The organism is Vibrio sp. SCSIO 43086, assembly GCF_051132235.1.
In the GTDB taxonomy this organism is placed as follows: domain Bacteria; phylum Pseudomonadota; class Gammaproteobacteria; order Enterobacterales; family Vibrionaceae; genus Vibrio; species Vibrio diabolicus.
The window spans coordinates 1,907,103-1,930,508 of the sequence record NZ_CP072677.1 but is presented as its reverse complement, the minus strand read 5'-3'; the positions used below and the strand labels follow the sequence as shown (position 1 = coordinate 1,930,508).

The following is a 23,406-nucleotide window of genomic DNA, read 5'->3' as shown; positions in this document are numbered from 1 at the left end:
CGGTAGTAAGTAACATTTTTTAAGCGGTCATTTTTGCCGTGTGCGGTCGTAAAGTTACTTGGTCTTGGTTTGTTGGTGGTAATTTCAGTACCGCCTCTGTTTCATTTATTGCAAGGTATTGCACTTGAAACTAGCAAATCCGATACGAGCCTTGGTGGATGAAGTTCCGTGAGTCTCCACACTCGGTGGTTTTGGCAAAGCTCAAGTTAATACTAAGTTCATCGCCTGAAGTTCTCGGCTATTATGTTTATAATTTCGGCTTCACGTTTAGTGCCAAAGTAAGTTATTGTTTTAGTTTGTAATGCTCGGAAAGTAATAAGCTAACAAAGCGTTTAAGTCAGATTCGCAACGCGTGGCATTTTTGTTTTGGTTGAGTTTTGTGTTTACGGTGACATGGTTTAAGTTGGGTGGTCGGGTTGCTCACTACTTAACGCGGCGTTAGGTGCTTGGAGAAAATCATGAACTCAAAGGAAGTCGTCCTAGCTTTTTGGGATGCGATGAAAACAAATGACTTTGCCAAAGCAAGCGAGTGGCTTAGCCGAGATTTCGAGGGTTTCTGGCCGCAGTCAGGTGAACTCATTATTGGCCGAGACAACTTCACAGCTATCAATTCCTATTACCCTGCGAATGGTATTTGGGAATTTACAATCCACTCTGTAGTTTGCGACGGTGAAACAGTTGTCACTGATGTATCAATTACAGATAGTGTCCAAAAAGCACGCGCTATAACATTTCATACCGTTGAAAATGGCCTGATAATTAAGCAAAAAGAGTTCTGGCCAGACCCAATGGAAGTACAGGCATGGCGGGCAAAATGGGTCAGATTAGTGCAAGATTAAGCTACGCACCTAACAAACAATTTAAGAGTGATTCGACACGCGTGGCATTTTTAGTATGCGTTGGTTTTAGTGGTTAAGGTGGTATGCGGCGGCATCGGTATTGCGTGCCTCACACCTTAATTGGGCGTTATGCATTCCTCCAATTTTACGATTCAAGGATGATTTATGAATGATTCTAAAGTGGTTTTAATCACAGGTGGTGGCCGAGGTATCGGCGCTGCGACTTCCAAATTATTTGCGTCAAAAGGTTATGCGGTTTGCATTAATTACAAGTCCAATTCGGCTTCGGCTGAAGCGCTAGCTCAAGATATTAGGTCTGCGAGTGGTCGTTGCATGACAGTTCAAGCAGATGTCTCCGTTGAAAATGATGTGTTGAGGCTGTTCGAACAAATTGACGAAGAGCTAGGCTCATTATCTGTACTTGTAAACAATGCAGGAATTTTGCGTAAACAGTCTCGTCTTGAGGAACTGACGGCCGACAGAATCAATACAATTTTGACAAACAATGTGACTAGCTACTTTCTTTGTTGCCGAGAGGCAGTTAAACGCATGTCTACTCGTCATGGTGGCCACGGAGGCGTCATTGTAAATGTTTCATCGGGAGCATCTCGCTCTGGCTCGCCAAATGAGTACATTGATTATGCGGCTTCAAAAGGGGCAATTGATACACTAACAAAAGGCTTGTCACTAGAAGTTGCCTCTGAGGGGATTAGAGTAAATTGTGTTCGTCCGGGGTTGATACATACGGAAATGCACGCTGATGGTGGCGAGCCTGAAAGGGTTGAGAGGTTGAAGAGTATTATCCCTCTTCAGCGTGGTGGTGAGCCAGAAGAAGTGGCAGAAGCCATTTATTGGCTCTCATCGGAAAAATCATCGTTCTCGACAGGAAATTACTTAGACCTGTGTGGAGGTTTATAAATGCATAACAAAGCGTTTAAGACGGATTCACAACGCTTGGTATTTTTAGTTTGAATCGGCTTTAGTGTTTACGGCACAATGGTTTAGGTTAAGTGGTTACGTTGTTCACCACTTAACGCGGCGTTAGCAGTACATAGGGATAAGATGAAAGATTTAGCTAATGAGATTTTGGTTTTTTTTAATGGTTTACTTGTTTCTTTAGACATGAAAGCCTCTGATTACTTAACACTGTTAGGCACTCTAGTTGCCATTATTGCACTTTTAGTAACTTATATTTGGCGTAAAAGAGATCGACGAAGAAAGTTGATAGAGGAGATAAGTAACAGTTGGAACTCCATTTTAGATGTTACTTATAAATTGAGAATGGATTGTCATACGTTACGTCAAAAGTATGAATATAGTGAAATAAAAGAGTTAGGTATGCAAACCACAATAGATGAATATGACAAACTCATATTCAAAAAAATTCATGATAGTGCGAAGTTAGCGTTTGAAGCATTTCAAATTGAAGCTCCAAAATTAACAATGCAAGAGCTGTCTGAGACTCAGAAGGTAGTTAATCATACTAAATTTCAACTATCAAATGACGCTAATAACTTTTATGAACGAATGTCTCTTGCCCACGAGCAGCTTGAAAAACATTGGAGGTCATTAAAAATGTCCAGCTAACAAACTGTTTAAGAGTGATTCGCAACGCGTGGCATTTTTACTATGCGTTAGTTTTAGTGTTTAAGGTGTTATGCGGTGGCTTTGGTATTGCGTTGCTCACACCTTAACAGGGCGTTAGCACAAAAATAATATAAGACGGAGTTACATGTGAGAAAACCAAGGTTATTTATAGCTTCCTCGGCAGAAAGCTTACCCATCGCTGAGGCTGTTAATGTGAATTTAGATCACGATTTTGAAGTGACTATATGGAAAAACGGCACATTTAAGCTTTCTTCGTCAACCATTGATGATTTGGTTGAGAAATCGTCAACTGTAGATTTTGCACTATTTATATTCGCTCCCGATGATATTACTTCAATCCGAAGTCGTAAGGAGCATGTAGTAAGAGATAATGTTATTTTTGAGATGGGTTTGTTTGTTGGTGCTATTGGGAAATCTCGTTCGTTTATCCTAAAGCCAAGAAATGTAGAAATGCATTTGCCAACAGATCTGTTAGGAGTTACTCCAGCGGATTATGAGGCAACACGTAGTGATAATGACTTGGTTTCAGCAACAAATCGTGCTTGCTCATTGATTAAATCCGAAGTTGAAAGGTTAGGGTTAATTAGCCATGTAGCTCTTTCTGAGAATAAGAGAATTGTTGCCAATCCAGCTAACTACGAGCTAAGGGATAAAGACTATCACTTTTTAGCAGAGTGCCTAAAAAGTCAAACTAACAATCCCGAGGGCATTTCGTTTTATAGTATCTACAATGGGTTAAAAGGTGTTAAAGAGTCTGTATTACAGGTTTCTTTAATCAAGTTAGAGAGAATGGGGTTAGTTAGTAAAAGCGTTGAATCTGATGAGCAAGGTTACGATTATTATGCTTACTCAATAACTGAACTTGGTGTAGATGAACTTCTAAAAAATGAAGACAAGCTCGAACCAAAAGTAATTTATAACGAACCGCCAATGGACTTTGACGACGATATCCCATTTTAGTGCTAACAAACTGTTCAAGAGGGATTCGCAACGCGTGGCATTTTCACTATGCGTTAGTTTTAGTGTTTAAGGTGGCATGCGGCGACTTTTGTATTGCGTTGCTCACCCCTTAACAGGGCGTTATGTGAATGGAGCGCATATTGAAAATATCAGTCGTCGAAAATGGTGAAATCGAGGTGCATGAAGCTGCACTTAATACACATCTAAACTCGGTTTTTGGCCAAGATTCTACGGTCAACTTTAATCACGAGTTCGTTTGTGCAGCTCTCATCGAAGACGAAAATCAGATTATCGCTACTGGTTTTGCTTACAGTCGTTTAATGTCACAAGGATCAAGAAGCTTCAAAGCGGGCATAGTTGGCGGCATCGCTGTTGCGCCAAATAAGCGTGGTCTGGGCTTAGCCAAAGTCATCGTAAAAGAACTGGATAAATACTTGGTGTCTTTTGGTGTAACTCATTCTTTTCTCTTTGCTTATGAGCCAGATGTATATCGAAGTTCAGGGTATTCAGAGTTAGTTTGTCCTATTCATTACTACGATATACAGCAGAAAAATTGGAACGAGTTTGTCTACCGTGGAGGCATGGTTAAGACTTACAATGTTGGTCACGCTCTAAGCAGTCAAGTCATTGAGTTTAATGGTTGTGTGTATTGAGTGCGCTGGAAAAATTCACATAACAAAGCATTTAAGAGTGATTCCCAACGCTTGGCGATTTCAGTTCAAGGTTGGGTTCCGGGTTTATGGCGTAATGGTTTAGGTTTGGTGGCAGCGTTGCTCACACCTTAATGCGGCGTTATAAGCTAGGAGGGCATCATGGAACAAACAAATATCGATAAGTATTTCATTACAGTTATCGAGGCTGTAGATTTATTACACAAAAACAAGTTCATGGGACAAGCATTAACAATTATTTACTCCACAATAGATGCATGTGGGCTGTTAGACGCTCCAGATTCCCAAGAAAAAGCGACAGGTAGTTAGTTTAAATCGTGGGTGAACAAATATATGCTTGAAGATGAATCACTAGAGTGTAATGCAGATGATCTTTGGGGAGCTAGATGTGCAGTGTTACATACTCACACCTCAACTTCTGACTTATCAAAAGCCAATAGAGTGAGAGAGATTCAGTACATTAGTGGTCCCCCTCAACATCCAGTTGTTGAAGCGTTTATGATCGCCTCAAAAGAAATTGGTGAGGGTAAAGTGGTAGGTATCAATGTTGATATTCTGGTAATAGACTTTTTAAAAGCTATCGCCAAGTTCTCTAATGAGTTTTCTGAAAGGGCAAAGCAATCTGAAGTGTGTCAGGAACGGGCTTCGAAAATTCTACTGCACTTCGCCTTGTAGTACGCTTATAACAAACAATTTAAGAGTGATTCAGCACGCTTGGCATTTTTGGTTTGGGTCGAGTTCAGTGATTATGGTGGTCAAATTAAGTGTTGTGGTCGCGTGCTTCACACCTTAATTGGGCGTTATACGTAATGAGAGTATGAAGATATTTTTAATAGTAGCCACACTGGTTCAATTGACTCTCCTGAGTTTCTCGAAATATTATCGTTCAATTGCGAATGATGTGCTTAGAAACGCGGTGGAAACGAAAGAGGCTGATCTTTTATCTTCACTTGATAAGTTTGATTATTACAGTGACTTAGATAATGATTTATTTCTTGCTGCTGTTACGGTCTGGGTTATGGTCTTGGTCGTAACAAAATTGAAAAGTATATCAAGCACTGATATGGCTAATTTAGCGATTTGTTTACCGCTGTTCTTTAATATGATTTTGATGTCGATTTAGGCACCATAGCCATGGAAGGGCAATTACGTATAACAAACAATTTAAGAGTGATTCAGCACGCGTGGCATTTTTGGCATGCGTTGGTTTTTGGTGTTGAAGTGCCATGCAGCGGCTTAGTCATTACGTGCTTCACACCTTAATTGGGCGTTATACGCTATATGAAGAAAGTCTAAAAGTGCAGGTCAAAAATCGCGATTTTCAGCGTTGAGTTCTGGTGTTTTGGCGTCGAGATAATCCGGTTTCAATCTTAATTTTCCTTGATTCGTGGCTCAGTTTTGGCCCGCCGTTTATCGGTGGCTTTTTTCTTTGGTGCTGATTGTTTGGGGTAGTCCAGGCTTCAGTTTTCGTTGAAATTAAGCACTGTGATTTTGCCTTTGTAAAAGCGTATTTACTCGCTGAAAGGGCGCTTTCTCTGGTGTGGTGAGTTCACGTGGTTCCAGTGAGTTTGTGGAAAGACCTCATTGTGAAATTGTCTTTCCAAAAGCGCATGTTGGTGTTGCCAGTCCGTTTTCTGCGACGCGGTTTGTTCCAAGTGGTTTCAGTGGCAAGTCGCTGTAAGTCTAAGCCTGACTTAATTGCATCAAAGCACATAAAGATCATAGTTTCAAAGTAGGGCTTGGCATAGAATTTTGGCTTAAATGATCGTGCGTATAACAAAGCGTTTAAGAGGGATTTGGCACGCGTGGCATTTTTAATATGCGTTGGGTTCAGTGTTTATGGCGCTGTGCGGTAGCTTTTGTATTGCGTGCCTTCACCCCTTAACGCGGCGTTAGTTGCCAACGAGGAAAAACGCAGCTAAAACAAAATGTTTAGGGCTAAGGTTCGGTGTTTTTGGTTCGGTTTTGTATTCCAAATTTTAGTCTTTTAGGTTTGAACAAATCAGGCTTTGGTTTTTTGTGGTCGGACTTTCTGTTTCAGAAGCCGATTCACTTGTTGAGAGTCAGCTCTGTGATATTGTCTTTTCAAATGAGCTTTTTGGTGTTGTCAGTTCGTTTTCTACGGCGTTTTGAGTTCCAGGTGGTTTCAGTGACAGGCGCTTTGAAACTGCGCCTGATTTGAGAATTTTAAAGTACATAAAGCTAGCGTTGGCAAAGCGGTAATTAACTTCAAATCAAAGCTTTAAGTTTGGCAACTAACAAAGCATTCAAGAGGGATTCACAACGCTTGGCAGTTTTGGTTTAAATTGGCTTTAGTGTTTACGGCACAATGGTTTAGGTTAGGTGGTGGCGTTGTTCACCCCTTAATGCGGCGTTATAAAGATTAGGAGACTTTCGCGATAAATGGACTTAGTTGTTGAGTTACTAAAAAGTGGCGATTACTGGATTGTGATTGTTGTAGTGATCGTAACTATTGCTATAAATGCTCCTAGAGTAACCGAGTACTACTTCTTACTTAGAAAAAATAGAATGGCTCAAATTTTATCTGCTTTACAAGAACCAAGTGTCTCGGAAGAACTAAAAACTCATTTAAAAAATGAGCTAGATATTGAGTGTTTTAAAGGTATTCATGGTACCCGTGTTAGCTTCCCAATGTTAAAAGCAGTTTATGTACTTAATGAAAGGGTTGGGGCGACGGTCTCTTTCAGACATGTTTTGAAAACAGTCCAACTTTTACCTGATATTTCTGATGTAGAACTTTTGTCGTACCGGATCAGATTAAATATCCTAGATAAGGTTATTGCTTCTTATAACTTGGTGTTTGGATTGCTCATAGCTGGCTTTGGGTTCATAACATTTTTACTATCGATTTACTCCATTGTTACTGGATTTGAGCCAAGCCTTCTTATTTCTGGTGTTATCTTCCTACCATTAGGCTCTTATATGCTCAATGATGGTAGTGCCTTGTTTTCTGTGTATCACATCAATAGAGCACTCAATGACTATGAAAAGGCAACTGAGAAAAAATCTTTATAACAAATTGTTCAAGAGTGATTCGGCACGCGTGGCATTTTTACTATGCGTTGGTTTTAGTGGTTAAGGTGTTATGCGGGAGCTTCGGTATTGCGTGCCTCACACCTTAACAAGGCGTTATGTGCTTGGAGGAAAATAATGAATTCAAAGGAAGTCGTCTTAGCTTTTTGGGGCGCAATGAAAACTAATGATTTCGCGAAAGCAAGTGAGTGGCTAAGCCCAGATTTTGAAGGGTTTTGGCCTCAATCGGGTGAGCTTATTGTTGGACGAGACAACTTCACAGCAATCAACTCTTACTATCCCGCAAATGGTACTTGGGAGTTCATCGTTCGTTCAATCGTCTGCGATGGCGAAACAGTAGTCACTGATGTTTCTATAACTGATGGCGTTCTAAAGGCGCGTGCTATTACTTTCCATACGGTAGAAAATGGGCTTATCCGTAAACAGAAAGAGTTCTGGCCAGACTCAATGGAAGCGCAGGAGTGGCGTTCCAAGTGGGTGAAGGTGGTGCAAGAGCAGGCTCGCACATAACAAAGCGTTTAAGGCAGATTCGCAACGCGTGGCATTTTCGGTTTGATTCAGTTTAAGTGTTTACGGCACAATAGTTTAGGTTGGGTGGTTAGCGTTGCTCACTACTTAACGCGGCGTTATGCGTCCGAGTACCCCACGTTTAGTAGACACTTTACTAAGTTAGATCTAGGGTCTAATTGAGAGGTGATTTATGGCTAAACATCGTAATCCAGCGTACACCGAAGAGTTCCGCAAAGAAGCAGTCCGCTTGGCCAGTCTTCCTGGCCGAACAGCAGTTTCCGTTGCCAAGGAGCTGGGCATTAGTGCCCAGCAGATCCGGAACTGGAAGCGCCAGTTCACACGCCTATCTGATAAACAGTTTAACACCTTAGATGGTGTTGATTATTCGAAGAAAGAGTCCGAAGAGCTTCGAGCGTTAAGGCGCGAGAACAAACGACTCAAAGATGAAATGGAATTCCTAAAAAAGGTCTCGGCGTACTTCGCGAAGCAGCAAGAGTGAAGTACGAGTTCATCGAAAGCTATGTAGGTGAGTATTCCATTAGCTTAATGTGTCGTGCGTTAGAGGTGAGTCGGGGTGGTTATTACAAGTGGTGTCATCATACGCCAAGTGAGCGTTCAGAGCGGCGAAAGCGCTTTGAACAGCTCGTCATGTGTACCTTTGCTCAATACCGGGCACGTTACGGCTCAGTGCGAATAGCCGAAGAGCTCAACGAAGCAGGCTATGCCTGCTGTGTGAATTATGTGGCTGATATCATGAAGGAAAAAGGTATTAGGGCACGTAATGGCAAAGGGTTTAAATACAGCAAGGATGTGGCAGCGATGACGAATGTTGCTGACAACTTACTGCGTCGAGACTTTGTATCTGAGACACCGAATCAGAAATGGGTCACTGACATCACGTATATCTGGGTGAAGAGCCGTTGGCTCTTCTTGGCGACAGTGATGGACCTGCATTCAAGGCGCATCGTGGGTTGGTCGTTAGGGACAACGATGACCGTCGAGCTCATCACTAATGCGTTAAAAATGGCGTTTGAGTCACGTAAGCCGCCTAAGGGCGTCATTATCCACTCGGACCGTGGTGTACAATACAGAGCCTATAAATATCAAGACTTCATGCGCAAGCATGGAGGTGTACCGAGCATGAGTCGACAGGGTAACTGTTGGGATAATGCGGTGATGGAGTCGTTCTACAGTCGACTGAAAGTCGAACTGATATACGCAGAAGACTACCAAACTCTCGAAGAAGCCCGAATGGGCATCTTCGAATACATCGAGGTATTTTACAATCGTAGAAGAAGACACTCAGCGTTAGGGCATGTCAGTCCGGTTGAGTACGAAAGTATGTAGTTATGTACTGTCTACTTTTTGTGGGGTACACCAAAAGCTCGAAGAAAAAGGAAATTTCGTGGAAATTCGAACAGGAAAACTTGAAGATGTTGCTGGTATCACCGACATCTTTAATTTTTATATTGAGCACACTAATGCACGCTTTGAGGAAGTTCCATTTACTCTGGAAAATCGTCAGAAATGGTTTTCTCAGTTTGCTAGCACTACCAAATATCAACTATATGTAGCCACAGAAAACGGCGTGTTGCTAGGTTTTGCATGTTCCCAACAGTACAGAGCAATTTCAGCTTTTGACGACACCGCAGAAGTGACCGTTTATCTGGCACAAGAAGCAAAGGGGAAAGGTTTAGGTTCTAAACTATATACTCAGTTGTTCTCATCAATTCGTGCCTATGGTGTCCATCGTGTATTGTCGGGTGTTGCATTACCAAACGATGCATCAGTTGCATTACATAAACGGTTTGGTTTCAGAGAAGTCGGAGTTTTCAATGAATATGCGAAGAAACATGGGCAGTACATAAGCTCAGTGTGGTTAGAAAAGGCGTTTAACGTAGAGTCCGCTTTATAACAAACAATTTAAGAGTGATTCGGCACGCGTGGCATTTTGGGTATGCGTTAGTTTTAGTGGTTAAGGTGGTATGCGGAAGCATCGGTATTGCGTGCCTCACACCTTAATTGGGCGTTAGCAATATTAATCGTAACAATAGATGATTTAAATTGAATGGATTTGGGTGGTAAATATAATTTCCGCCCTTTTTATTCAATAAGTCAAAAATGAAAAAACTAACAATTTGCTCTTTACTTATGGGCTCTTTATTTGTGTCAGGTTGTTCTACGATTACCAACGGTTCTAATGAGCAAATCTCATTTAGCTCTCGTGAAGAGGGGACTAAGTTATTTGTTGACGGTAAATACTATGGAAAGGATCACGCGAGTATTACAGTGCCGCGCGGTGATGCTCACACTGTAGTTGCTCAGAAACCTGGATGTGAACAGACGTCAGTTACTACAGACTATAGTTTTCAATGGGGTAAAAGTTTGTTCCTTAATGTTCTAATCGACTTTGGTATTATCTCAATCCCGACAGACTTGCTGACAGGCTCTGCATGGAAAACAGATTCTTCTCATTACGAAGTTACGCCAAACTGCCCAGTAGATCCTGCTAGCTAAGGTCATAAGCTGTAAGAATATTGCTAACAAACTGTTTAAGAGTGATTCGCAACGCGTGGCATTTTTGCTATGCGTTGCGTTTTGCGTTTAAGGTGGTATGCGGTAGCGTTGGTATTGCATTGCTCACCCCTTAACAGAGCGTTATGTTACTCAAGTGGAAAGGTAAATGATCGAGTATTTAAAGTTAGTTGTTGATCTTGTGGGACATTTGGCTTGGCCAATAGTCGTCGCAGGAGCATTGTTGTACTTCAAAAATGATGTTGCCAAGCTATTACAACGAGTAAAAAAAGCAAAGTATGGCGATATAGAAATTGATCTGGTTGAAGCTATCGATGAAGTCAAAGGTGATGCAATAGAATTAGGAATCACCATTGCTTATCCTAGCTCGTCTTTTAGTGCTAGTGATTTAGAATTAGTGCAGACAGCACCAGAATGGGCATTTTTACAATCTTGGCAAAATATAGAGAATATCCTTATCACTAAGGGATCTGACGGTAAGCGTCAGCCAATTACCAAGATTGTTCGGCAATTACAAAGTTCAGAGAAGATTGATAGTGGTTTAGCCGATCTAATTCTAAAAATGTATCGTTTGAGAAATGAAATTGTGCATGTGAGTGGAATTGATCTTACTAAGGCTGAAGCAATGGAATGGTTAGGTGTATCGAAGAGTATTTCAGATCGCTTAATCCAAAAATTAGCATAAAAATCAGACCGTAACATAACAATCTGTTTAAGAGTGATTCGCAACGCTTGGCATTTTTGCTATGCGTTGCGTTTAGTGTATAAGGTGGAGTGCGGAGGCATCGGTATTGCGTTGCTCACACCTTAACAGGGCGTTAGTACGGGATTGGCATCAACGGTAAAAATTTCGGTGTTTATCAGTTCCGTTGTCTAGCTTTTTACCGGATCAAATGTGCCTTTCACGTTCTTTCCGGTGGCACTATATGCGGAGTTTCCGCTTTTACTTCACCGTTTACGGCTTCTAACTTTTGGGCTATTTCGTGGGCACGGTTTCTCTTGTGTGGTGGTTTTTGCCTTAAATTCGGTTCTTTGGTGCGGTTGTCAAAGTTCGGTGACCGAATCCTTTGCTAATTTGAATCTGGTCAAAATAGGGTAGTTTGGCGTGTTTTTCTTCTAGCTAACTTGCGCTTTGAGGCTGAGTTCTAGTTTGGTAGTTGCCCCTTTAGCTTCAGCGTTTTAAGCCACAAGTTTCGTGCTATATTTCAATGTGTTGGTGCAAACCAAAAGGTTTTGGAGCAGCGTACTAACAAACAATTTAAGAGTGATTCGGCACGCGTGGCATTTTTACTATGCGTTGGTTTTAGTGGTTAAGGTGGTATGCGGAAGCACCATATTGCGTGCCTCACACCTTAATTGGGCGTTATGAGTTTGGTTTTATATGAAGCTCAGCTATAATAGTCAAACTCTGATTTTTGGTTATTATACATGGTTCATTACAATACTGTTTTTTGGGTGATTTTCTCAATACTAGTTGCTTTATACGCAAGTGGCAGAAAGGGGAGGTCTGGCTTAGTTTTCTTTCTAATTTCTATCTTCCTATCTCCAATTCTAGGTGGGATTATTGCACTTATTGTCTCGCCAAATGAGAAGGTATTAGAAGAGAAAGCCCTTAGTAGTGGGCACTACAAAAAATGCTTAAAGTGCTCTGAATTAGTAAAGCGAGAGGCTAGTGTTTGTAAGCATTGTGGTTCTGAATTAAATGGCTTTAACTTTGATGATCTTCCAGATATCCAAGTAGATCCACGAATAAAGAACGAGCAAGACTGGCAGCAAAACTCATAACAAAGCATTTAAGAGTGATTCGCAACGCTTGGCGTTTTCGCTTCGCTCAAGTATAGCCAAGCGTCGCTCACACCTTAATGCGGCGTTATGTTTGCCAATGTTGGTAACAGCGAAAATACAATATGATATATAATAGGGAAATTAAGAGTATGAAAGTTGTGGCTACACATAATAACTGGCTTTTATATAGTGATGGGGAAAGTTATATCCTAAATTCAAGATGTGATTATGGCATTGGAGAGGAAACAGCTACTTTTTTATTAAAGGATGATGAAGTTTCTCGTTATTTAAAACTTGGAGAGGAAGTAATTCACGAACTTTCTGATTCGGCACGTAGTTCATCAGGAAAGCATTATTATGAGAAACAGCGCCCTGTCAGCGATAAGCTAATGAAAGAATACCATAAAGCAAAGAGTGAATATATTGATAAGTATATCCGAAAAAATGGGCAATGATATCTTTCTACTTTTGAACGTTGATGGTACAAACATAACAAACTGTTTAAGAGGGATTCGCAACGCGTGGCATTTTTATTATGCGTTGAGTTTGGTGGTTATGGTGGTATGCGGATACTTTTGTATTGCGTTGCTCACCCCTTAACAGGGCGTTAGCTGTATAGTGAAGTAAGTCAACGACTTAGCATATGAAACGATGTACTATATTGGCAGTCGATATTATGCTTAAGAAAATATATGCAATACCAAGAAGTTAGTCAGCGTATTTATTACTCCAATAAAGAATACGTACCTGTCGGTGAAATCGCACGTTCGCTTATTGCTTTTGAAAGTTTGGTAAAACAAGCTCCAGAAGTACTTGAGGCTCTTTTCCCTGATGCTAAAGTAATTGATATTGAAGTTTTTATTAAAGAACTTCGGTCAGACAGCATTTGGGAAGACTTAGTCGTAAAACTGATTTTCGGAAATCAGCAAAGATTTGATGAATGCATCGATAACACAAGGCAAAAACTAGGCATCGAGAAAATCATGAATAATAACCCCAATTTCTTGTCAGCTGTGCTAGTGGCAATGATTCTTGCTGGCGGTGCTTACTACTTAGGTAAGTCATCTGCACCTTCAGATAAAGAAGCTAAAGCTACTGTGGAAGCAAACAATAATACTATTATTCAAATTGGTGCTGGAATGGTTGACATGACGGCAGAGGAATTTACGAATATCGTTATTTCTGCAATCAAGGACAAGGATAAACTCGCTGAAAACTCATTAAATGTAGTAAAGCCCGCCAAGCTTGACCCTAACGCTACCATTACGTTCAACGAAGATCCGAATATTCAAATTTCTAATGCTTCGGTTCGTGCATTGCCTGAATATAAATCTAAATCAGAAGTATCCGAAGACGTTGTCGAAGATTTTCATGACGTTAAACTTGAAATTCGTGCTATTGACTTGGACTCGGCAAAACGGGGTTGGGCAGTTGTAGCTCCTTCGTTGCACAAACGGCGTGTTAAGTTACAACTTGACCCTACAATTAAACCGATGGATCTCAAGAATAAGCTCTCAATTAATGGTCACATTACAGTTGTTTGGGGGGCTGATAACAAAGGTAGTCGCATACCAAAGCTTATATTCTTGCGTGAAATCCTAGATTGATAGTCTGTGAGTGAAATACAGCTAACAAACGCTTTAAGACGGGTTCGCAACGCGTGGCATTTTTACCATGCGTTCATTTTAGTGATTTAGGTGGTATGCGGAAACATTGGTATTGCGTTGCTCACCACTTAAGCGGGCGTTAACTGGATTGATGACGAGGTAAGTCCGATGAAAAGAATTGCGGTCATTGGTTCCGGCGGTTCGGGTAAATCCACATTTTCGGCACTATTAGGTAAAGAGTTGAACTTGCCTGTTCATCATCTCGATCAGCTACATTGGAAACCAAATTGGGTTAAGATTCCAAAAGATGACTGGATCAAAATTCAAAAAGGCCTTTGTGAAAGCGAGTGTTGGATTATCGATGGTAATTATCAGAGCACCCTTGATATAAGATTTGAAGCTTGTGACACAGTAATATTCTTAGATGTAAACCGATACACTTGTATCTATCGAGCACTAAAGAGAACATTATTAAGTAGTAAGCGTCCAGATCTAGCTGAAGGTTGCGGTGAAAGGTTTGATATCGAGTTCATCAAATTTTTATGGGACTATCCCAAAAAGTCGAAACCCCTAATAATGGACAAACTCAAGACGCTTACAAGAAATAAGCGTGTAATTATCGCAAAATCGGGAGAGCAAGCGCTCCGCCTTTGCAAATCCAGTTAACAAACTGTTCAAGAGTGATTCGCAACGCGTGGCATTTTTACTATGCGTAGCGTTTGGTGTTTAAGGTGGTATGCGGCGGCATCGGTATTGCGTTGCTCACACCTTAACAGGGCGTTAGGGCTTATCGAAATAGGTAGCTTTTTATGGATGAAATAACATATTTAGAAGTTCCATTTGAGGATAAAGAGAAAGTAAAGTCTTTGGGCGCTCGTTGGCACTCAGAGAGAAAGAAGTGGTTTGTTCCAAAAGGTTTAGATACGGGACCATTTGAAAATTGGCTACCGATTTATGATGAACATGCATCGCAAAAAGCTATCTCTCCATTTTATCTGCTTCAATCGACAGAGCTTTGCTGGAAGTGCGACAAACCATCTGAAGTCATTACCTTTGCTAGTCATGGCACAATCGACATTGAAAGTGATGAGCGCTCTGAAGGCTTAACCAAGTATTTATACGTCAGCTTTCTCCCAGAGAGGCTGAGAGTATACTTGGATCTACACTTCAAAAGTTATTACTTGGATTATTCCGCAACGACCGATTCATTTTACTACATGAATCATTGTCAACATTGCAAAGCTCCACTAGGTGACTTTTTTATGCATTCTGAACCGGAGGGCGCTTTTTTCCCTATCAGTGCAGAAATGTCAGCCGATATTTCTATTACTAGGCTGAAAGAAAGTGGATTTGTAAAAATCTCAGCATCTGAATCATATGGGGTTATTGAGCATATATTGGAAAATGGGCAAGTGAAAGAGTTTCAGCCCTAACAAACAATTTAAGAGGGATTCCCAACGCTTAGCATTTTTGCTTCTACTTCAATTTTAGTGGTTACGGTACAATGCCTTAGGTTGGGTGGAGGCGTTGCTCACCCCTTAATTGGGCGTTAGCTTTCAAGGAGGAAAATTGAGCTCAAGTGACTATATCAAAGAGGTTCGTTCTAAGATTGGAACAATGCCACTTCTTATCCCCGGCGTTGCGGGTGTCATTTTAAATGAAAACAAAGAGCTACTACTTCAGCAAAAATCAGATGGCACATGGAGCCTTCCAGCCGGAATGATTGAACCTCAAGAGTCGCCAGTGCAAGCATTGATTAGGGAAGTTCGCGAGGAAACAGGTTTGGCTGTAAAAGTAGATCGCCTACTTGGTGTATTCGGCGGTGAGGGTTTTGGTTTTACATACCCAAATGGTGATCAAGTTGAATACACAGTTATCATGTTCAAATGTGTAGTAGAAAGTTGTTCTCAATCCGCACTTGATGATGAAACGGTATGCCTTAAATGGTTTTCAAAAGGAAATATGCCAAGGCTTGAGCTGCCTTACCCGTTGGATTGTTTGTTTGCAGAAAATGATTCAGCGTACTTCGTTGGCTAGAAAGCTAACAAATTGTTCAAGAGTGATTCGGCACGCGTGGCATTTTTACTATGCGTTAGGTTCAGTGGTTAAGGTGGTATGCAGAAGCTTTGGTATTGCGTGCCTCACACCTTAACAAGGCGTTAGCATAACGGGGAGAGTTCAGTGAAATCGATATTATGTTTAACAGGTTTATTAGCAATTTGCTTCCCTGTATTTGGAAGTACTTTGTGTGATGCTGAAGATAAAGTCGTCTTCTCTTGTGAGATTGATAATAAAAATGTTTCGGCTTGCCTGACTCCTAACGCAGCTGTTAAATATTTATATGGGAATGAAGATAAAATTGAACTTAGCTTAAGCTCTCCTGTATTCAGCATTCGTGGGTGTTCAGGCGGCGCGATAAGTCGGTTAAGGTTCCAAAATGGTAATTACAGTTACATTGTTTACGACGTTCTGTGTAACGCAGAGAGAATTGGTGACGGTCAGTGGAACAAAACAGATTTTGCAGGGTTAATCGTCTTAAATCGAGACAAAGTAATCGTAAATAATGACTGTACCGACTTCAAAGATGGTGTGTTCGGTGTCAACTCAAGTCTTTTACCTCAACACGTCGAACGTGAAGACTTTAATTATGAGATACCGTAATGCTAACAAACTGTTTAAGAGTGATTCGCAACGCTTGGCATTTTTGCTATGCGTTGCGTTTTGTGTTTAAGGTGGTATGCGGGAGCTTCGGTATTGCGTTGCTCACACCTTAACAGGGCGTTAGGCATCAGGAGGCAAGTTTGGAATTCGAACAACTAGCAAAGCAGTCGCTAGACTCTAATTACTGGGATTATGGAAATAAAGTTTTATACGATCTTTGCCAAAGTGCTTTTGAACATAAAGAACCGGCTAAAGTAATTGCAAAAGTGTGGCTTATTGGAAGGTCATATGCTGCAGCTATCGAACGGAGAAAGGACAAGACCGAGTACGCAAATGAAGACTTCTATATTGATGTTGTAGCTCCTAAGATAGTTGCGTCAGACATTGATGAGTGGTTATGCGAACTAAAGCAATTTACACGTATTGACGACGATTCTCTATATAAGGTTCTCGAAGTTCATGAGAAGGTCACTCAACTTTTCAAAGATATCAGTGGTTTGGATAAGAGATCATTAGCTTCAAAATATTTGCACTTTCATTTACCTCACTTGTTTTATATCTATGATGCAAGGGCTGTCAAAGCGATTTCTTACTTTTCCCATATCACCGGGCGAGCGAAAGCGTCCAAGACTGGAGATAAAGAGTACAACAAACTTGTTCAGAAGTGCTCTTCATTGCAGAGGCATGCTTTATCCCAATGGCAGTTGGATTTAAGTCCAAGACAAATAGATAATGTTCTACTGATGGCGCACGCAAATGCCTAACAAAGCATTTAAGAGTGATTCCCAACGCATGGCATTTTTCATTCCACCGTTGGGTCTAGTGTTTACGGTGGTCTGGTCAAGTTTCGTGTTGGCGTTGCTCACACCTTAATGCGGCGTTATAACCACGGCATAAAATGGAGTATTTATGATAGCAAGGGAATGGAAAGCTACTTGCCCTAAAGAGTATGAAGAAGGGTTTATTGCATACCTGTATGAGACAGGAATCAAAAATACATCTAGTACACAGGGTTTCCTCGGTGCTCAGATTTTAAATCGAGATTTAGGCGAACTTGCTGAAATCACGTTGTTGACCTATTGGGAAGATCTTGAATGTATCAAAGCATTTTCCGGTGAAGACATCAGTGTCGCCAAATTGTATCCAGAGGATGAAAAGTACAAATTGAATCCAGATCGTCATGTTAGCCACTATGAAGTCCGTGAGAACATGTGGTTATAACAAGCAATTTAAGAGGGATTCACAACGCTTGGCATTTTTGTTTCTACTTCAAACTTAGTGTTTATGGCACAATGTTTTAGGTTGGGTGGAGGCGTTGTTCACCCCTTAATTGGGCGTTAAATTCTTGAGGGTTTATGAGAGCATTTCGAAATGTATCAAAAGGGGTGCAGGGTAGCCTCAAATCACTTTATTCCGCTCTAGACAATAAAACGAACGAGAGCATTGAAGATTGGCAATGTGTTGCAATCACTGTGTTCGATCATTGGTTAACACGAGAAGAGTTTGAGCAATATTTTACTAATCGTTCGTTAGACCAACAAGCCGATATCGACCTGCGTTGGCATTTGTTTCATCGTCTTCTAGCGGAGGACGTTTCGTGTTACCAGTACAAATATAGATCTGTTAGTCGGTTGATATTTAAGGAGCCAAGAAACAGTTCTTTGTTTGTCCGCCGTTTATCTAGGTTTTCAGTTACGGATGCTGATGCTTTGCAGCTCGTAATTCCAGAATATCGGGCTGTTTTCGTACAAGGTTATGACGATACATGTTCTCTTTACTTTGAGTGTCGAGAGTCTGTAAAGCCTCTACTCCATGAAATTAGAAAGTTGGGCATGTATACGTTAGAACGAATTTAACAAACTGTTTAAGAGTGATTCGCAACGCGTGGCATTTTTACTATGCGTTGTGTTTAGTGGTTAAGGTGGTTTGCGGAAGCATCGGTATTGCGTTGCTCACACCTTAACAGGGCGTTAGTACGGGTTTGACATCAAAGGTCATAAGTTTTGGTGTTTATCTGTTTTGGCGCTTGTCTTTACACCTGGTCAAATGTGCCTTTCACGTTCTTTCCGGTGGCACTATATGGGGAGTGTTTGCGTTGATTTCACCGTTTACGATCTCTAACTCTTAGCCTATTTCTTTGTTGCTTCTTCGTTTTCGTTGTATTTCCTAAGTTAATCTTGTCGTTCGTTGGGTGTTGCCATCAAAGTGCGAGGACCGAATCTTTTTCTAATTTGCAGTCAGTGAAAGCAGGGGAGTTAAGTGCGTTTTTCTTCTAGCCAACTTTCGTCTCTCAATGGCGGTAAAGTTTTGTAGTTGCCCGTCTCACTTCAGTGTTCAAAGCCTTTCATATTATCTCAGTTTTCAATATCTTGGAGCTCATAAATAGAAGTAGCGCATGTACTAACAAATTGCTTAAGAGTGATTCGTAACGCGTGGCATTTTTACTATGCGGTGGCTTATGGTGATTAAGGCGCTGTGCGGTAGCTTTTGTATTGCGTTACTCACACCTTAGCAAGGCGTTATGCGACAAGGCTAAATTTTAAGGTCTCGTTAATTTTCGTTGTCTTTAACCATTCATTTCTCTGTTTCGGCAAATCAGTATTTTCGGCTCAAATTCTTGAATTATTCAAACCGTAAAACATGTCAAAGTTCGTGAACTTGCCTCATTAAAAATCGCATTTGGGCGAGGGACTTTTTTCGGTCGCAAAGTGTGGAAAAGGCAAGTTTACGGAAAGCCGGTGCTTGCTGAAATTCCGGCTCGTTGAGTTTCGTGTAAGTAAAAGCCAAATCTTCGCGTTAAAGCTGCGTTCCGCGCCTGTGGCGGCCTTTTTACGAAATGTTGAATTCGTCGGTTCTTGAATCACAAAAAGTTATTCGCACGTTTGTAGTTTTTCGTGTTTAAGGTAATGTTTTCGTTGGCCAACTTGGCGTTGTCGAAAAATCGCATAACAAACAATTCAAGCAGATTCGCAACGCGTGGCAGTTTTGGTTTGCGGTGGTTTTGGGTGTTTACGGCGCAATGCGGTAGCTTTTGTAATGCGTTGCTCACTACTTAATTGGGCGTTATGTAGCCGCGAGAGGACGGTAAGTTAAAAGGATTTATATATGTTAAATATTCGGCAAGCTCGCATTGAAGATATCAGTGTTATCAAGAAACTACAGTTTCAGCTTAATGAGTATCATCAAGCAAATTTACCTGATGACTTTTTATCACCGGAAGAAATTGAACAAAAAATAGACCTACACAAGATAATCAAAAGTGAAAGCTCGATTTTTCTGGTAGCCGAAAGTAATGGGCAGTTAGTAGGTTTTGTTTTTGGTGAGCTATGGGTTCGTAAGTCTTGGACACTCAAACAGCGAAAGATCGCAAGCGTTGAACAGATTGTTGTGGATTCATGCTTTAGGAGTCAGGGTGTTGGACGGGCGCTAATAGAGGCATTTGAGGAAAGGGCTATTTCTAACGGCGGAGAAGAGCTGTGGTTAGAAGTATATTCTTTCAATGAATCTGCTCTAGCTTTGTATCGCAAAGCTGGTATTGCGCCCAAAATCCAAATTGGACAGAAAGCACTACCCTGAAAGTCGGCTACATAACAAATTGTTCAAGAGTGATTCGGCACGCGTGGTATTTTTACTATGCGTTGGTTTTAGTGGTTAAGGTGGTATGCGGAAGCTTCGGTATTGCGTGCCTCACACCTTAACAAGGCGTTAGTTGCCAACGAGGAAAAACGTACTTAAAGCAGAATGTTTAGGGCTAATGCCCGTGTGTTTTTGGCTGGTTTTTCGTATTTCAATTTCTAGCCATCTGGGTTTGTGAAAATCGTGCTTGGGTTTTCTGTTTCAGAAACCGATTTACTTGTTGCAAGTTAGCTCTGTGAATTTGTCTGTCCAAAAGTGATTTTTGGTGTTTTTAGCCCGTTTTCTGCGGCGTTGTTTGTTCCAAGTGGTTTCATTGAGTAGCCGCTTTGAGACTACGCCTGACTTAAATGCATCAAAGCACATAAAGTTTGTTGTTCGCAAAGTTTGGTTCGGCTTAAAATTGTCGCTCGGTGCCTCGCGACTAACAAACTGCTCAAGAGGGATTCGCAACGCGTGGCATTTTTACTATGCGTTGATTTTAGTGATTAAGGTGGTATGCAGCGGCATCGGTATTGCGTTGCTCACCCCTTAGCAGGGCGTTATTGGAATTTAGATTTAGATATTTAACTTTAATGGAGTAAAAATGAAAGAAAAATCAATGCCTAAGGCGAAAAAACAGGAAGGTTTCACCCCTCATTATGTTGCAATAAATAGAGTAAAAAGAAGCTTTGAGCGTGCTAAAAATAGGCAAAGTGAAAGTTCCACTGAATTTGTAGAAGTCAAATAAAAGAGGAACGGTTTAAACATGGACGTCAAAGTATACGTAACTAGGGCTCTCAGTGAGGAAAGAAAACTTAACAAAGACCTAGATTTATTAATTCATGACTTTAAGCGTCACAAGCAAGGTCATCGGGTATCATATTTTGGTAAAGAAGTCCCATATCATAGACCAGCTCCTGCAGCAGAAGATGCTGGGTTAATGCATATTCATATACTAGATAAAGTTAAAACGCTAAAACTTGGCCATAGTAATACAAGTGATAGTGTCTTAATTTATACTGAGGGTGCTACAAGCATCAATACTTACTTTATAATCGATTTCTTGGTGGATGGTGCTCATGCGCAGGCGAGAAGGTCCGAGTATATGAGTTGGTTAATTGATAAGGCGGAAGCATTTAGGAATCAGAAATAATGAGTAAAGTTAAGATCAAAGCTACATGGTTTGAGGGTACAGAGCCTAGCGAAATTGGTGTCTACTTAGTTGCATTAAGACATCTTAGTGGTTTTGGCTCGTATGACTACTTATACTGGGATGGTAAATGTTGGTTGAATAAAACGACTTCTGATGTTGTCGGCTGGTCGCCAGTATCTGACATGCTGGCACAACTAGATGCTGGTTGGCCTACTGGTGACTTAGAAACAGATATAGAGTTTGAAAAATACAGGAAACAACATGGCGGTAAGTTTGATGATGATGATTTCATCGAAGTAGAGTAGCCCATAATAAATTCAAATAACAAAGCATTTAAGAGTGATTCCCAACGCATGGCATTTTTCATTCCATCGTTGGGTTTTGTGTTTATGGTGGTCTGGTTAAGTTTCGTGGTAGCGTTGCTCACACCTTAATGCGGCGTTAGAGCGCAGGAGAAAGTAAGAAATGGAAGCTACAGAAACATATGAGTTCGTTAAGTCTTTAGTTCGAAAAGCAGAGTTAGACTTAGATACAGATACTCTTGTTAACACATTCAAGGAACTATATTGGCAAGTTAGTGGTGAATTCAATTATATGAGAATGGACGTTCAGAAAGTTGAATCTGATGGTAGCCGAGTTCGTCTATATTACAAGTCATATGACCCTTCGGGACCATTTCAAAACTTACCTGATGTGAGCAAAATTCAAGTTCAACTCATTCAAGATAATACAGTTATCGATGAATTAAATGTTAGGTTTGATGGTTAACTGTGAGTTGCGCTCTAACAAACTGTTCAAGAGGGATTCGCAACGCGTGGCATTTTCACTATGCGTTGGTTTTGGTGATTAAGGTGGTGTGCGGTGGCTTCGGCATAGCGTTGCTCACCCCTTAACAGAGCGTTATGTTTGCCGGCGGCATCGAAAAGCTAATGTAATTCAATGTTATATGATAATTAGAGATTTTGACTGAGCTCCAGAAGCCTACAACGGGCGTTATGATGAATATCACACTGAAATTACCCTTGTTGCATATTCGCTAACTAGGGACACAGAAATGCATACGCCCATCAAATTCTATATTTCTTTACCTTTTGACTTGTTCAGGCTCGGGCGCAAAATTAAGGCAAAGTTTGATTACATTCGAACGACTCCTCCACGAGATATGGAGGCTGTATGGGATTTAAAAATATACAATAAAAACGGAATTGAGTTCGTTGATTGTAAATCCGGAGGGCTGTCTCTCTTCAATTATCGAAACCCTCATTTTGGTACGTTGTGGTGGAAGATTCCACAACATACTAAAATGCCAAATGGTTTGCATGTTTCGTTGGACGAAGGTGGAAGTAAAGGGAAGCATCATTTCACAATTCGTCCGCTTCAAGATATGCCTCTTAGTTTATATTTGACAAAATTACAGCAGTTAGAATCTAGTGCCAGACCATGTTTTATTAATTCTCCAAACTCACAGGTAGGTTGAAATGTTCAATGAAAAAGAGCTCCGTTATATCAAGCTGTGCTTAAAAGAAAAACTAGAAAGAGAGCATGCTCTGTTATCCCAATTGGACGAAGACAGTGATGAGTATATGGAAAAAGCAAATGATCTTATGGTACTAGACTCTTTGATCGCCAAGCTTAGCCAATAGGCAAACATAACAAAGCATTTAAGAGTGATTCCCAACGCTTGGCATTTTTCATTCCATCGTTGGGTTTTGTGTTTACGGTGGTATGGTTAGGTTTCGTGGTAGCGTTGCTCACACCTTAATGCGGCGTTATATGCAAAAGGTGAAAATATCAATTTTATCAGTGGGGTATGCCTCTCAATGATTTAATAATCGTTTGTTTTAGTAATACGCGGGATTTAAAAATGTTTCCAATAAAGGAGGCGTTATGAAATCCACACACCTAGATGCTGAGTAGCGTTACTCGCAAGTTAGAATGAATACGATAAAAGCTGCTCAGATCAAACTTAATAAAACTAATGAATATAAAGACATTGAGCTGAAGAGCATTGATGGAAAGTCACTAAAGTTAGCTGGATGGTGGTCTAACTCTACAAAGCGTAAAGTTGACTGGGATTGGATTGAGGGTTACGCAGCTTTTAAGTTTAGATACCCAAAACGATTTGAACTCGCAATTTGGTCAAAAGGTGAACTTCTTAGTTTATCATTAGGTCGACCAACATATTATGGGAGCTCAATGAGGTTAGATTTTATTGAGGCAAATCCAGATATATCTGGCGCAAGAGTATTCCCCGCTACACTTTTTACTATGATTACATATGCAGAATTGCTGGGTGCAACAGAAGTGCGGGTAATGAAACCAATAAATGATGATGTTAAGAAGTACTATCAATCTTTTGGTTTAACATATGTTGTTAAGGGCGATTACTTATATATGAGGTTGTGATC

Annotated in this window: 33 protein-coding genes; all 33 read left to right on the top strand. The window is 40.8% G+C overall.

The window, feature by feature from the left end; genetic code table 11:
• The first annotated feature begins 458 nt into the window (after window positions 1-458).
• The 33 genes from J8Z23_RS08960 (at window position 459) to J8Z23_RS08800 (ending at window position 23,404) form a co-directional block, all read left to right on the top strand.
• Window positions 459-839, top strand: coding sequence for a nuclear transport factor 2 family protein (locus tag J8Z23_RS08960; RefSeq protein ID WP_180821003.1), 381 nt, complete (start codon window positions 459-461; stop codon window positions 837-839).
• Window positions 840-1,004: 165 nt separating this feature from the next.
• Window positions 1,005-1,757, top strand: a complete 753-nt coding sequence (locus J8Z23_RS08955; protein ID WP_434633042.1) for an SDR family oxidoreductase — start codon at window positions 1,005-1,007, stop codon at window positions 1,755-1,757.
• Window positions 1,758-1,901: 144 nt separating this feature from the next.
• A complete protein-coding gene (locus J8Z23_RS08950; RefSeq protein ID WP_434633039.1) occupies window positions 1,902-2,426 on the top strand; it encodes a hypothetical protein in 525 nt (174 codons plus the stop codon).
• A gap of 147 nt (window positions 2,427-2,573) precedes the next feature.
• A complete protein-coding gene (locus J8Z23_RS08945) occupies window positions 2,574-3,407 on the top strand; it encodes a TIR domain-containing protein (protein WP_042779892.1) in 834 nt (277 codons plus the stop codon).
• A gap of 140 nt (window positions 3,408-3,547) precedes the next feature.
• On the top strand, window positions 3,548-4,060 hold the full coding sequence (locus tag J8Z23_RS08940) for a GNAT family N-acetyltransferase (RefSeq protein WP_077672878.1): 513 nt from the start codon (window positions 3,548-3,550) through the stop codon (window positions 4,058-4,060).
• Window positions 4,061-4,219: 159 nt separating this feature from the next.
• Window positions 4,220-4,387, top strand: a complete 168-nt coding sequence (locus J8Z23_RS08935; RefSeq protein ID WP_301659824.1) for a hypothetical protein — start codon at window positions 4,220-4,222, stop codon at window positions 4,385-4,387.
• A 24-nt stretch (window positions 4,388-4,411) separates the two neighbouring features.
• A complete protein-coding gene (locus J8Z23_RS08930) occupies window positions 4,412-4,753 on the top strand; it encodes a hypothetical protein (protein ID WP_301659829.1) in 342 nt (113 codons plus the stop codon).
• Window positions 4,754-4,994: 241 nt separating this feature from the next.
• Window positions 4,995-5,201 (top strand): hypothetical protein, encoded by a 207-nt coding sequence (locus J8Z23_RS08925; RefSeq protein ID WP_237704933.1) that lies wholly within the window; start codon window positions 4,995-4,997, stop codon window positions 5,199-5,201.
• 1,280 nt (window positions 5,202-6,481) lie between these two features.
• On the top strand, window positions 6,482-7,114 hold the full coding sequence (locus J8Z23_RS08920; RefSeq protein WP_434633033.1) for a hypothetical protein: 633 nt from the start codon (window positions 6,482-6,484) through the stop codon (window positions 7,112-7,114).
• A 135-nt stretch (window positions 7,115-7,249) separates the two neighbouring features.
• The gene (locus J8Z23_RS08915) at window positions 7,250-7,642 is read left to right on the top strand and encodes a nuclear transport factor 2 family protein (protein WP_301659958.1); all 393 of its coding nucleotides are present in this window, start codon (window positions 7,250-7,252) and stop codon (window positions 7,640-7,642) included.
• Window positions 7,643-7,832: 190 nt separating this feature from the next.
• The gene (locus J8Z23_RS08910) at window positions 7,833-8,141 is read left to right on the top strand and encodes a transposase (RefSeq protein WP_004413754.1); all 309 of its coding nucleotides are present in this window, start codon (window positions 7,833-7,835) and stop codon (window positions 8,139-8,141) included.
• Window positions 8,138-8,989 carry an IS3 family transposase gene (locus J8Z23_RS08905; protein WP_434633003.1) on the top strand — a complete coding sequence of 284 codons (852 nt, stop codon included), beginning with the start codon at window positions 8,138-8,140 and terminating at the stop codon, window positions 8,987-8,989. Before J8Z23_RS08910 ends, J8Z23_RS08905 begins: the two co-directional genes overlap by 4 nt.
• A 58-nt stretch (window positions 8,990-9,047) precedes the next feature.
• Window positions 9,048-9,557: a GNAT family N-acetyltransferase gene (locus J8Z23_RS08900; RefSeq protein WP_434633029.1), complete on the top strand. Its 510-nt coding sequence runs from the start codon at window positions 9,048-9,050 to the stop codon at window positions 9,555-9,557.
• Between the two features lie 206 nt (window positions 9,558-9,763).
• Window positions 9,764-10,159 carry a hypothetical protein gene (locus tag J8Z23_RS08895; protein ID WP_140095693.1) on the top strand — a complete coding sequence of 132 codons (396 nt, stop codon included), beginning with the start codon at window positions 9,764-9,766 and terminating at the stop codon, window positions 10,157-10,159.
• Window positions 10,160-10,325: 166 nt separating this feature from the next.
• On the top strand, window positions 10,326-10,862 hold the full coding sequence (locus tag J8Z23_RS08890; protein WP_434633025.1) for a hypothetical protein: 537 nt from the start codon (window positions 10,326-10,328) through the stop codon (window positions 10,860-10,862).
• Window positions 10,863-11,605: 743 nt separating this feature from the next.
• Window positions 11,606-11,962 (top strand): hypothetical protein, encoded by a 357-nt coding sequence (locus tag J8Z23_RS08885; protein WP_434633022.1) that lies wholly within the window; start codon window positions 11,606-11,608, stop codon window positions 11,960-11,962.
• Window positions 11,963-12,111: 149 nt separating this feature from the next.
• Complete coding sequence (locus J8Z23_RS08880) at window positions 12,112-12,417, top strand: hypothetical protein (RefSeq protein WP_025787418.1); 306 nt, start codon at window positions 12,112-12,114, stop codon at window positions 12,415-12,417.
• A gap of 237 nt (window positions 12,418-12,654) precedes the next feature.
• The gene (locus tag J8Z23_RS08875; protein WP_140374039.1) at window positions 12,655-13,569 is read left to right on the top strand and encodes a hypothetical protein; all 915 of its coding nucleotides are present in this window, start codon (window positions 12,655-12,657) and stop codon (window positions 13,567-13,569) included.
• 168 nt (window positions 13,570-13,737) lie between these two features.
• A complete protein-coding gene (locus tag J8Z23_RS08870; protein WP_301659553.1) occupies window positions 13,738-14,235 on the top strand; it encodes a DNA topology modulation protein in 498 nt (165 codons plus the stop codon).
• A gap of 143 nt (window positions 14,236-14,378) precedes the next feature.
• Window positions 14,379-15,002 (top strand): DUF5710 domain-containing protein, encoded by a 624-nt coding sequence (locus tag J8Z23_RS08865; protein WP_069534215.1) that lies wholly within the window; start codon window positions 14,379-14,381, stop codon window positions 15,000-15,002.
• A gap of 136 nt (window positions 15,003-15,138) precedes the next feature.
• Window positions 15,139-15,606, top strand: a complete 468-nt coding sequence (locus tag J8Z23_RS08860) for an NUDIX domain-containing protein (RefSeq protein ID WP_045618343.1) — start codon at window positions 15,139-15,141, stop codon at window positions 15,604-15,606.
• A gap of 144 nt (window positions 15,607-15,750) precedes the next feature.
• On the top strand, window positions 15,751-16,230 hold the full coding sequence (locus J8Z23_RS08855) for a hypothetical protein (RefSeq protein ID WP_301659073.1): 480 nt from the start codon (window positions 15,751-15,753) through the stop codon (window positions 16,228-16,230).
• Between the two features lie 140 nt (window positions 16,231-16,370).
• On the top strand, window positions 16,371-16,994 hold the full coding sequence (locus J8Z23_RS08850) for a hypothetical protein (RefSeq protein WP_301659072.1): 624 nt from the start codon (window positions 16,371-16,373) through the stop codon (window positions 16,992-16,994).
• A gap of 145 nt (window positions 16,995-17,139) precedes the next feature.
• Entirely contained in the window at window positions 17,140-17,451 is a 312-nt protein-coding gene (locus J8Z23_RS08845) for an antibiotic biosynthesis monooxygenase family protein (protein WP_301659071.1), read from the top strand.
• A 134-nt stretch (window positions 17,452-17,585) separates the two neighbouring features.
• A complete protein-coding gene (locus tag J8Z23_RS08840; RefSeq protein WP_020838873.1) occupies window positions 17,586-18,086 on the top strand; it encodes a hypothetical protein in 501 nt (166 codons plus the stop codon).
• Window positions 18,087-19,335: 1,249 nt separating this feature from the next.
• Entirely contained in the window at window positions 19,336-19,806 is a 471-nt protein-coding gene (locus J8Z23_RS08835; RefSeq protein WP_152815896.1) for a GNAT family N-acetyltransferase, read from the top strand.
• Window positions 19,807-20,449: 643 nt separating this feature from the next.
• Entirely contained in the window at window positions 20,450-20,593 is a 144-nt protein-coding gene (locus J8Z23_RS08830) for a hypothetical protein (protein ID WP_213901585.1), read from the top strand.
• Window positions 20,594-20,611: 18 nt separating this feature from the next.
• Window positions 20,612-20,998, top strand: coding sequence for a type II toxin-antitoxin system YafO family toxin (locus J8Z23_RS08825; protein WP_301660103.1), 387 nt, complete (start codon window positions 20,612-20,614; stop codon window positions 20,996-20,998).
• Entirely contained in the window at window positions 20,998-21,303 is a 306-nt protein-coding gene (locus tag J8Z23_RS08820) for a hypothetical protein (RefSeq protein WP_301660104.1), read from the top strand. The genes J8Z23_RS08825 and J8Z23_RS08820 overlap by 1 nt, the downstream gene beginning before the upstream one ends.
• 160 nt (window positions 21,304-21,463) lie before the next feature.
• On the top strand, window positions 21,464-21,766 hold the full coding sequence (locus J8Z23_RS08815) for a hypothetical protein (RefSeq protein ID WP_301660105.1): 303 nt from the start codon (window positions 21,464-21,466) through the stop codon (window positions 21,764-21,766).
• Between the two features lie 286 nt (window positions 21,767-22,052).
• The gene (locus tag J8Z23_RS08810) at window positions 22,053-22,475 is read left to right on the top strand and encodes a hypothetical protein (protein ID WP_434633010.1); all 423 of its coding nucleotides are present in this window, start codon (window positions 22,053-22,055) and stop codon (window positions 22,473-22,475) included.
• 1 nt (window position 22,476) lies between these two features.
• Complete coding sequence (locus tag J8Z23_RS08805) at window positions 22,477-22,641, top strand: hypothetical protein (protein WP_162836306.1); 165 nt, start codon at window positions 22,477-22,479, stop codon at window positions 22,639-22,641.
• Window positions 22,642-22,933: 292 nt separating this feature from the next.
• Entirely contained in the window at window positions 22,934-23,404 is a 471-nt protein-coding gene (locus tag J8Z23_RS08800; protein ID WP_301658710.1) for a hypothetical protein, read from the top strand.
• Window positions 23,405-23,406: the final 2 nt, after the last annotated feature.